Genomic DNA, 10,411 nt, shown 5'->3' with positions numbered 1-10,411 from the left:
TGAATGTACAAAAGAAACCTCTCCTTTGAAATGGTTGTGTGGTAACTCCATTTTACCAAAGGATGGTTTCTTTTTTTTGCTTTTTTTAAAGATTGTAGCCCCCATTTCCCGCTTAAACAGCGGAGAGGACGGAACGATTGTGGAAAAGCGATAGCGGTCGCCTTTGTCCCCGGATTTTCACCGCGAAGGAGAATAAATAAAATCTGGGGACAACAGCGATTGGAACAACGGTCCGTTCGCGGAGCGTCCACCCGAGGGCTCACGACGATCCTACTTGAAAACAAAGGGCTATCCCTTTTGGGACAGCCCCTTTTTTTGTTACAGCCAAACGCTGTTATCGCTATATACCTGAATAGTTTAACGCATTTTCAGCTCTATGCTGCGTGGATCGACGAAGGTGTAGCCTTTGCCCTCAAGTGTAGTCAATAGAGTGTCCAGTGCTTCTACAGTCCAAGGAAGCTCATGCATTAGGATGTTGCTGCCGGAATGGAGCTGGTCTGTGACGTTCTTGATCAGCTTCGCAGTTTTGCCAGTTTCCTTCTCCTTCATTTCCCAATCCAGTGAACCTACAGACCAGGTCATATAGAGCAGGCCGTTCTCGGCTGCAATCTTCTTGCCGACATCACCACCTGCCCCGTGTGGGGGACGGAAAAACTGCGGGGTTTCGCCAGTAACCTTTTTGACGATATCCTGGACATCCTCTATTTGCTTTTTCACTTCAGCATAGGATTTATCCTTCAGTACGATATGATCCCAGCTGTGATTGCCGATAATACCACCCCGGGTATGAATGAGCTTGAGAAGATCAGGATGTTCCTTTACCCGGTACCCGTTCACGAAGAAGATGGCTTTGGCACGGTGCTTGTCGAGTGTATCCATCAGAGGATTAATCATATCTGCATCCTTTGGGCCATCATCGAAAGTAAGCAGTACAACCTTTTTGTTTATACCATCCTCATTTGGAATAATGTCATAATTTTTGTTCATGTGGTAGAGCAGCGGTATCTCTGCAGCAGCACCGTCAATGGGTTCTTTACTGGTGCTGGTTCCATTCTCTGCTGATGGCTGCGGCGTTGAGCTTACCGCTGGAGACACTGAAGGTAGCGTTTCAGGGGTCGTGCCTGCTTCAGCGCTGGTGATTGCCTGCGCTGAAGGTTCCGGTGCTGCTTGTGTTGTAGCCGCTGTAGGCTGCGCTGTCATATCTGGCCCTGCATTACCATTACCGCCGTTGCTGCACGCAGACAGCAGTAGGACGGACAGCAGCAGCGCTGATGTTGCTTTACCCACTTTTTTCATCTCGCTTTCTTATGGTTTGGTTGTATGAGCCGGATTCTTTCCGCGAACACTAAGCATGATTTTACCATACAAGGAGGTTAGAGATATGAATACTTCGTCATTTTTGACCGGAGTGCTGATGGGTGCTGCAATTAGTATGATTATGTCCAAAAAACGCGGAGCCATGATATCCAGTCTGCTTCAGCCCAACGGTCAGATGAATGGGGCGGGTGAAAAAGCAAAGGACAAAATCATGGGCATGGCTATGACTGGTTTTGGCAGTACAGCTGCTGGAAACACAACTGGTGGCAGTCATACTGATAACGCCACACATGTCTCCCATGGTAATAACGAAAACAAGGGGGAGTCTGGGGTTAAATCCAAAGAAGCCAATCTCAAAATGCTGAAGGATTTCATCCGAAGCAACCCTGAGGTGAAACATGAAGTAGAGCAGATTCTGAAGGATACACATACTGCCATACCGGGATTGTAAACGCAAAAAGCTGATGCAGAATCATTTTGGGGACTAGACATCCGCAAAATGATTCTTTTTTCAAATTAGAGTGGGGATAAAACTCTTTATATTTGGAAAGAAATAATTTTTTATTTACGTGCATTTGCTGTATCAAAATGATAACATACATACATAGTAACCATTTTTGGCTCATTACTCGGGACTCATCATACATTATAATAAATGAGCTTGCAAAAGGAGGATCCTGTCATGAGAATAGAGCGATTAAGTCAAGATAAGATACGGATTTTCCTCACTTTTGACGACCTGAGCGAGCGGGGCATCCAGAAGGAAGATATGTGGCAGGAAGTTCCCAAGGTGCATGACTTGTTTACGGAAATGATGGACCAGGCGTACAGTGAACTCGGTTTTGACGCTACCGGTCCGCTTGCCGTGGAAGTATTCGCATTGCCCGCGCAAGGTATGGTCGTTATAGTGACTAGAGGAAAATATGATCACCATCAGTACGGTGCATCCGGTGAAGAAGATATGCCCGAAGAGATTTACGAAATGGAAGTTACTCTAGAACAAAGCGACTCCATTGTATATGCATTCCGCGATTTTGAGGCTTTGGTTGAAGCGGCTCATGTGCTCCTCGGCAATATTACTTCTCTAGGAAAACTGTATTCTTATAATGATATATGGTATCTCTACTTCGATCCGAAGGAATTTGAGGAAACAGCATTGTCCGGGCTTGTAGGAGTTCTCTCCGAGTTCGGGGATTCGTCGCCAGTTACTGAAGCCGTTCTGTCCGAATACGGCAAGACGGTTATGCCAGAGAATGCGGTTGAATTAATCTGCACTCATTTCAAACGCCAGCAATAACGGTTTGGAGGGGAACAAAGTCATCTTTGACCCTTCCTTGATTTTACTTATTGAATTCAGTATATGTAGAAATAAAGTTATAGAGCGCAGGGAGGGTAATCGGTGCTTTTGTTATCGGTCATTTCGTCAGCAGTGGCACCTGGACTTGCGCTGCTGACTTTTTTCTATCTAAAGGACAAGTATGATCAAGAGCCGCTTTTTATGGTTCTAAAGGTGTTTCTGCTGGGGATTTTGATTGTTTTTCCTATTATGATCATCCAAAGGGGCCTTGTGCTTGGATTGGACGGCGGGCCCTATGCCGATGCCTTTTTGATCTCCTCCGGCGTGGAAGAATGCCTGAAGTGGTTTGTGCTGTACCATATGATCTACAATCATACCGAATTTGACGAGCCATACGATGGAATACTATATGCCGTAGCGATTTCGCTCGGCTTCGCAACTTTGGAGAATGTAATGTATGCCTGGTACAGCCACGCTTCAATCGGATCCATGTTTATGCGGGCGCTTCTTCCGGTATCGGGGCATGCTATGTTCGGCGTCATTATGGGCTATCACATGGGCAGGGCTAAGTTCTCAGGCGGTGTCAAGACAAGAGGGATATTGATCATGTCCCTGCTGTTGCCTTGGCTATGGCACGGGATATATGACTTTATCCTCACTACCATGACCAATACCTGGATCTGGTTTATTGTGCCACTAATGGCTGTATTATGGTATGGAGGCATGGGCAAGGTGGCACGTGCTAACAGCCGTTCCCCGTTCCGCTTCCTGAAGCGTGAAGAAGAGATTAATCTCTAGTAGAGATGGACACACTTATACCTGAAAGGTAGTTCCGTAAGCAAGGGATTCCAGAAAGGAGCGAGGTGTCTTTTTTTGCGTGTGAAGATTAGGATTATCTGCAAGCAGTGTGGTGAAAGCTACATCTTAAGAGGGAATAAAGAGCAGGGAGTTATTCAGACCGGATTCAAACAATGTCTGTGCAACTGTAGCAGCGGCTTTGAAATTGAGGAGCGGGCATAGTTAGCCTTTTGAAAAAATTCTCTTTTTGGATATCAGATCATTTGGGTGCATAAGACTTCTCAGTTATTGTCAAACTAACGGCAATAAGCAACTGAAAGGAGTCTTGCAGGCCTATGTACAAAAGATTAAGTGCCTTAATGTTCCCGATTACCACCTTACTGCTGATTGGTGCGTTAGTGTGGGGGTATCAGGAGAACCAGGAGAAGAACTCGATTCTAATCAAAGCGGAGAACCAATACCAGCGAGCCTTTCATGACCTGTCCTATCATATGGAACAGCTTCACGGTGAGCTTGGGAATACCCTGGCGGTCAACAATACTTCTAGTGGCATGCACCGCAAGGGGCTTGTGAATGTCTGGAGGCTGACCAGTGAAGCGCAGAATGAGATCAATCAGTTGCCCCTTACCCTGCTTCCATTCAGTGAGACTGAAGAGTTTTTGTCCAAAATCTCCAACTTCTCATACAAGGCGGCCGTGCGTGATTTTACCAAGAAACCTCTTTCGGATAATGAAATGGGTAATCTAAAGGCGTTATATAAGAACTCAGGTGAAATCTCCAAGGATCTGCAGGAGGTTCAGAATAAGGTAATTACGAACAGACTGCGTTGGATGGATGTTGAATCTGCGCTGGCAACGGAAGAGAAGGCTGAGGACAATACGATTATCGATGGTTTCAAAACAGTAGACAAACGGGTAGCCGCTTATCCTGAGCTTGATTATGGACCGTCTGTGGCCAGCATTTATAATAAACGCTCTGTGAAGAAGCTGGGCGGCAAACCGGTTACTGCGGAAGATGTGAAACGCAAAGCCGTCAAATTTGCGGACATCGGTGGGAATCCTAATGTGGATGTTAGGGAAAACGGCAAGGGAACCGAATGGGCGTCTTATACAGCTGTAGTAACAAGTAAGAATCACAAAGAGCCGGTTAGTATGGATTTTACTGTAGAAGGCGGGCTGCTGGTCTCCTATGATGACAACCGCAACGTGGGTCCGGCCAAGGTGTCGATGGATCAGGCTGTCGCGAAAGCGGGAGAATTCCTGAAGAAAAAAGGATATCCGGATATGACCGCAGTCAGTGCAGACCGCTACGATAATCTGGGTAACTTAACCTTCGTCACCAACCGAAATGGCATTCTGATCTACCCGGAAAAAATGACAGTTCGCGTTGGATTGGATACCGGAGAACCGACCGGATTTCAGGCAAGTGACTATGTGCGTGAGCGCCAGGAGAAGCGGGTAATCCCCAATCCGGGTCTGACTTTGGCTGAAGCCAGAAAAATGCTTAATCCAGAATATAAGGAACTATACAACCGGCTGGCCTGGATTAAGAATGAGGATGCTGAAGAGGTGCTGACCTATGAGTTCGGAGGCAAAATCAATGGCTCACAATACCGGATTTACTTGAATGCTGAAGACGGTCACGAGGAAGCTGTAGAAGAAGTCAGGAAATCCTCAGGCGCACAGGGAAAATAAGCTTACAGCTGAAGTGCAATAACTTGTCTGATAGGTGCAGTTCCCATGCGGAAATGCACCTTTTTGTCATTTCAAAATCAGAATAATATTTCTCACCGGGCACTAAATCTCCATGCTATAATTAATTTTAGAATAAATACTACTCATGTGGCGGTGACAGGCTTGTATCCCAAAATCAACGAATATCTATACATACAGGTTGCTTCAAGCGATGCTGGAGAAGCAGAAGTGGAATATAGATCGAGAATAGCAGAGACGGAAGACGAGGCTTTTTTGATTGAAATTCCCATCCAGGAAAAAAACGGGAGGTTGAAAAAGCTTTTTATCGGGGACGAGCTGTCCGTGTATTTCTTGACGGAGGGCGGTATCAAAAATTACTTTAATACACATGTGGTCGGCTTCAAGGAAGAAGTGATCCGCATGGTACGTATTCGTAAGCCGGCAGTGGAATCCATCTTCAAGATCCAGCGCCGAAGCTTCTTACGTGTAAACGCCGAACTTGAACTTGCGGTGAAAGACTCACTGGGCAGCCGTTACCTGGTTCGTACTGAAGATATCGGCGGGGGAGGAACCTCTTTTCTGAGCGACTCCAAGGTGCACCCGGAGGTGGGAGGAAAGCTGTTTTGCTGGCTGCTTGTTCCTTACCGGAATGGAAGCACAGAGCATGTGAACTTCGAAGGTGAGATCGTTCGCATCAAAACATTGGAGACTGGTCGGAATCTGGTGATGGTGAAGTTCGCGGCGATTACTGATTCAGAGCGGCAAAAGATTATCCGCTACTGCTTTGAGCGCCAGTTCGATTTCCGCAATCGATGAGAGGGCAGGGAAAAAGGTATAAACAGACACTTTTTTCTGTACAAATACCTCAGTGCCATTTTGCACTGGGGGTTAAACTGTGGTATAATTTTATAAGTCGCAGGCAATGCCTGCTTTTTTCTTGATAATATCAGCAAGCTTGTTTTTTCTTGACTGAAAGAGTGTTTGAGGAGGAATGCCCCGTTGGATAGGCAGGGTACACATACTTACGACAGAATTAACGTCGCCATCGACGGACCTGCCGGGGCAGGCAAGAGCACTGTAGCCCGATTGGTAGCCCAGAAGCTCTCGTACATTTATGTCGATACTGGAGCGATGTACCGGGCGATTACCTGGTATATGATCCGTGAAGGCATTCCGGCTGAAGATAATCTTCAGGTGGATCAAAGGGTCCGTGATATGGTGATAGAACTAATCCCGGAGCAGAATGTACAGAAGGTGCTAATCAATGGGGAGGACGTGACTCCGCATATCCGAAGTCTTCAGGTTAGCGGCCAAGTGTCGCAGTATTCGAAAATCGAAGGCGTAAGAACCAGACTGAGCCATTTGCAGCGTCAGATGGCGCTCCGCAAGGGAGTAGTGATGGATGGCCGCGATATCGGTACGACTGTACTGCCGGACGCCGAAGTGAAGATTTTTATGACGGCGAGTGTGGAAGAACGGGCTCTTCGCCGCTACAAGGAACTGAAAGATGCGGAAACAGTGACGCTCCAGCAGCTTGAACGTGATATTGCCACGCGGGACCGTCTGGATGAAGGACGGGAGATTTCACCGCTGCGCCGTGCAGAGGATGCTATTCTTTTAGATACGACGCATATGGATATCGATCAAGCCGTGGAAGCAATTGTATCCCGCTGCAGATCTTATGTGGACGGGGAGAGAAATCATTTATGATTTATGTCATTTGCCGTGGATTACTTCGTTTGATTTACGCCATTTTATTTCCGCTTAAGATTATTGGGAAAGAGAATGTGCCGGAAGAAGGCGGAGTGCTGCTGTGCGCGAATCATATCAGCTTGCTGGATCCGATGACTATCGGGATCAAGCTGAACCGTCAGGTTAAGTATATGGCCAAAGCAGAGCTATTCAAGGTTCCTGTGCTGGGCTGGCTCATTAACAAACTGGGCGCTTTTCCTGTCAAACGAGGGGGCGTAAGCAAAGAATCCATCAAAACGGCCCTTAATACGCTTCGCAGCGGAAATGTTATGGGCATCTTTCCGGAAGGAACACGAAACTCTGACTCCGGTGTGGCTAAAAAGGGCGCAGCGAGTTTTGCGCTTCGCAGCGGTGCAGCGGTTGTTCCAGCCGCCATTATCGGTTCTTACAAGCCTTTTCGCCGGATGACCGTTATTTATGGGGCTCCCATCGATCTCAGTTCATTTGCCGGGGCAGGCAGCGAATCTCTTGAAGAAGTCACGGATGTTATTATGGGACGCATACATGAGATGGCAAAGACCGGTAAGCCTACAGTGAATTAAGTGCAGGCAGACGTACGGATGTTCCGCTGATTAGAATAACGGCATAACCGCTAATTTTTGGAACATACTAACGTGAAAGTGTAAGAGATATTGCATTGCTTGTTTTGAACTCTGCTCTACGCGGGTTTAAATAAATGGGGTTTTGAATCGAGGAGGGTAATCACATGTCTGAAGAAACTAGAAATCAGGAAACTGCGGCTAACGTTGACAACAATGAAGCCGTAGAAGCAACGGAAACTGTGGAAGCCGCAGCAGAAGAGAACAACGGTGCTACAGAAGCAGTTGCCAGCAACGAAGAAGAAGTGACTAGCCAAGAAGGTTTGGAAATCATTTCTCTGAAAAAAGGCGATACCGTGAAAGGAACAATCGTCAAAATCGAAGATAACCAAGCTTATGTAAGCATTGGATATAAATACGACGGCGTTATTCCTATTCGCGAATTGTCTTCCGTACAACTGGACAACGCTGCAGCAGCGGTTGAAGTTGGACAAGAAGTGGAATGCAAGGTTGTCAGCATCAACGACAACAAGGAAAGCCTGGTGCTTTCCAAACGTGCAGTTGACAGCGAAAAATCATGGGAAGACCTCGAAAAGTATTTCGCTTCCCAAGAAGCGTTCGAAGTTACTGTAGCTGACGTTGTCAAAGGCGGCCTCGTGGCTGATGTTGGCGCGCGCGGATTTATTCCAGCTTCCATGGTTGAACGTCACTTTGTTGAAGATTTCAGCGACTACAAAGGCCGCACATTGCGTGTGAAAGTGAAAGAATTGGACCGTGAGAACAGCAAGGTTATTCTTTCTGCCAAAGAAGTTCTGGAAGAAGAATTCGAAACCAACAAACAGAAAATTATGTCCGAGCTGTCCGAAGGACAAATCATCGAAGGTACAGTGCAACGCCTGACTCAATTCGGCGCATTTGTTGATGTAGGCGGCGTTGATGGTCTGGTTCACGTATCCGAGATTGCCTGGAACCATGTAGAGAAACCTTCCGATGTTGTATCCGAAGGCGAAAAAGTTAAGGTTAAAGTACTTAAGGTTGACCCTGAAAAAGGAAAAATCAGCCTCAGCATCAAAGCGGCTGCTCCTGGACCTTGGGATTCTGCAGCCGGAAAAATCAACATTGGTGACGTGGTAACAGGCGAAGTTAAACGCCTTGTGAACTTCGGTGCGTTTGTTGAACTTCTTCCAGGTGTAGAGGGTCTTGTACACATCTCGCAAATTTCCCACAAGCACATCGGTACCCCTCATGAAGTGCTTAAGGAAGGACAAGAAGTGCAGGTGAAAGTTCTGGACTTCAACCCATCCGAGAAGCGTGTAAGTCTCAGCATCAAGGAAACCGAAGAAGCTCCGGCTCCTACAGCTAGACCAGAACGCAGCAACAGCAGAGACAGAGCGCCTAAAGAAGTGCTGAACAACCCTAACGTGTCGCTCAGCAATGAAGGCCTCAGCTTTACTTTGGCTGAACGTTTCGGCGACAAGCTGGATAAATTCAAGGGCAATAACTAATCCCTTCGTATTTACACATATATATGGGTAAAGTAATCGGCGAACCCTCGATACGGGGGTTCGCCGATTATGTTTTATAGACCGCTGAAATGGAAAGATTAGCAGTAAGTATGTTAGCCAATTGATGTGTTTTTTGCTATGATGAGTAGCGTAAGGATGACAGGAGGAATGAATATGGCAAGACCCGTTGTGGCCATTGTCGGGAGGCCTAACGTCGGTAAATCGACGATTTTTAACAGGCTGATTGGCGATAGACTGGCCATTGTAGAAGATAAACCGGGGATCACACGTGACCGGATATATGGCGTTTCCGATTGGAACGGCAAATCCTTCAGTGTCATTGATACCGGAGGAATTGAAATTGACGGTGAGGATGCTATTCTCAAGTCCATCCGCGTTCAGGCGGAACTGGCTATTGAAGAAGCAGATGTCATCGTCTTTATGTGCGAGGCAAAAACCGGTCTAACCAATTCGGATGAAGAGGTAGCGCAAATTCTCTTCCGTTCCGGAAAGCCGATTGTCCTAGCTATTAATAAAGTTGACAACATGAAGCGTACAGAGGATATTTATGAATTTTACAGCCTTGGAATTGGCGATCCCATCGGAATATCAGGCAGCCATGGTACAGGTATCGGGGATCTGCTCGATGCGGTAACCGAGCGTCTGCCAGAGCTGACCGACGAAGAATATGATGAGGATGTTATTCGTGTAGCTCTTATCGGTCGCCCGAATGTAGGCAAATCCTCTCTCGTAAATGCTATCTTGGGCGAAGAACGTGTAATTGTCAGTGACGTTGCTGGTACGACTCGGGATGCCATCGATACACCTTTCGAACGTGATGGGCAGAAATATGTGCTGATTGACACTGCAGGGATGCGTAAACGCGGCAAGGTCTATGAGACAACTGAGAAATACAGTGTGATGCGGGCTATGCGTGCGATTGAGAGAGCTGATGTTGTGCTTGTAGTCATCAACGGTGAGGAAGGTATCATCGACCAGGACAAGCATATTGCAGGTTATGCCCATGATGCAGGTAAAGCTTCGATTTTTGTGGTCAACAAATGGGATGCCGTCGAGAAGGACGACAAAACGATGCAGAACTTTGAGACCAACATCCGCGATCACTTCCTGTTTATGAGTTATGCGCCTGTTGTCTTTTTATCTGCGCTCACAAAACAGCGTCTCCAGAAGCTGCTTCCGGTGGTTCAGCACGTAGCTCAACAGCATGCGCTGCGGATTACTACACATCTTGTCAATGATGTGGTGTCCGATGCGGTCGCCATCAATCCCCCGCCTACGGATAAAGGTCGTCGCCTGCGCATCAACTATGTAACCCAGGTAGCTGTGAAGCCGCCGACAATAGTGGTGTTTGTAAATGATCCTTCGCTGATGCACTTCTCCTATGAACGGTATCTGGAGAATAAGATCCGCGCGGCGTTCAATTTCGAGGGCACACCAATCCGTCTCTTTACACGGCGCAAATCCGAGAACGAAGGTTAGGGGAGAAAA

At 47.0% G+C, this 10,411-nt stretch carries 10 protein-coding genes; 9 read left to right on the top strand and 1 reads right to left on the bottom strand.

Annotation, left to right across the window (positions count from 1 at the left end):
- Positions 1–357 precede the first annotated feature (357 nt).
- Positions 358–1,296 (bottom strand): polysaccharide deacetylase family protein, encoded by a 939-nt coding sequence (locus A3849_RS31900; RefSeq protein ID WP_372237820.1) that lies wholly within the window; start codon positions 1,294–1,296, stop codon positions 358–360.
- A gap of 85 nt (positions 1,297–1,381) precedes the next feature.
- Between A3849_RS31900 and A3849_RS31895 the strand changes: the two genes are divergently transcribed.
- The 9 genes from A3849_RS31895 to der all read left to right on the top strand — a co-directional run bounded on the left by A3849_RS31895 (position 1,382) and on the right by der (position 10,402).
- Complete coding sequence (locus A3849_RS31895; RefSeq protein WP_074115036.1) at positions 1,382–1,768, top strand: hypothetical protein; 387 nt, start codon at positions 1,382–1,384, stop codon at positions 1,766–1,768.
- A 231-nt stretch (positions 1,769–1,999) separates the two neighbouring features.
- Positions 2,000–2,614 carry a genetic competence negative regulator gene (locus tag A3849_RS31890; RefSeq protein WP_074115035.1) on the top strand — a complete coding sequence of 205 codons (615 nt, stop codon included), beginning with the start codon at positions 2,000–2,002 and terminating at the stop codon, positions 2,612–2,614.
- Positions 2,615–2,716: 102 nt separating this feature from the next.
- Complete coding sequence (gene prsW, locus A3849_RS31885; RefSeq protein ID WP_074087599.1) at positions 2,717–3,412, top strand: glutamic-type intramembrane protease PrsW; 696 nt, start codon at positions 2,717–2,719, stop codon at positions 3,410–3,412.
- A gap of 335 nt (positions 3,413–3,747) precedes the next feature.
- Entirely contained in the window at positions 3,748–5,106 is a 1,359-nt protein-coding gene (gene ypeB, locus A3849_RS31880) for a germination protein YpeB (RefSeq protein WP_074115034.1), read from the top strand.
- A 162-nt stretch (positions 5,107–5,268) separates the two neighbouring features.
- Positions 5,269–5,922 (top strand): flagellar brake protein, encoded by a 654-nt coding sequence (locus A3849_RS31875; RefSeq protein WP_083613764.1) that lies wholly within the window; start codon positions 5,269–5,271, stop codon positions 5,920–5,922.
- A 183-nt stretch (positions 5,923–6,105) separates the two neighbouring features.
- Complete coding sequence (gene cmk, locus A3849_RS31870) at positions 6,106–6,816, top strand: (d)CMP kinase (protein ID WP_074115033.1); 711 nt, start codon at positions 6,106–6,108, stop codon at positions 6,814–6,816.
- The gene (locus A3849_RS31865; RefSeq protein WP_074087603.1) at positions 6,813–7,400 is read left to right on the top strand and encodes a lysophospholipid acyltransferase family protein; all 588 of its coding nucleotides are present in this window, start codon (positions 6,813–6,815) and stop codon (positions 7,398–7,400) included. The genes cmk and A3849_RS31865 overlap by 4 nt, the downstream gene beginning before the upstream one ends.
- A gap of 164 nt (positions 7,401–7,564) precedes the next feature.
- On the top strand, positions 7,565–8,902 hold the full coding sequence (gene rpsA, locus A3849_RS31860; RefSeq protein WP_256701153.1) for a 30S ribosomal protein S1: 1,338 nt from the start codon (positions 7,565–7,567) through the stop codon (positions 8,900–8,902).
- Between the two features lie 174 nt (positions 8,903–9,076).
- Positions 9,077–10,402: a ribosome biogenesis GTPase Der gene (gene der, locus A3849_RS31855; protein WP_074115032.1), complete on the top strand. Its 1,326-nt coding sequence runs from the start codon at positions 9,077–9,079 to the stop codon at positions 10,400–10,402.
- Positions 10,403–10,411 lie beyond the last annotated feature (9 nt).

The sequence above is a fragment of the Paenibacillus sp. P46E genome, assembly GCF_001909095.1.
GTDB lineage: Bacteria > Bacillota > Bacilli > Paenibacillales > Paenibacillaceae > Paenibacillus_AQ > Paenibacillus_AQ helianthi.
This window is presented reverse-complemented; position numbering and strand designations above follow the sequence as displayed.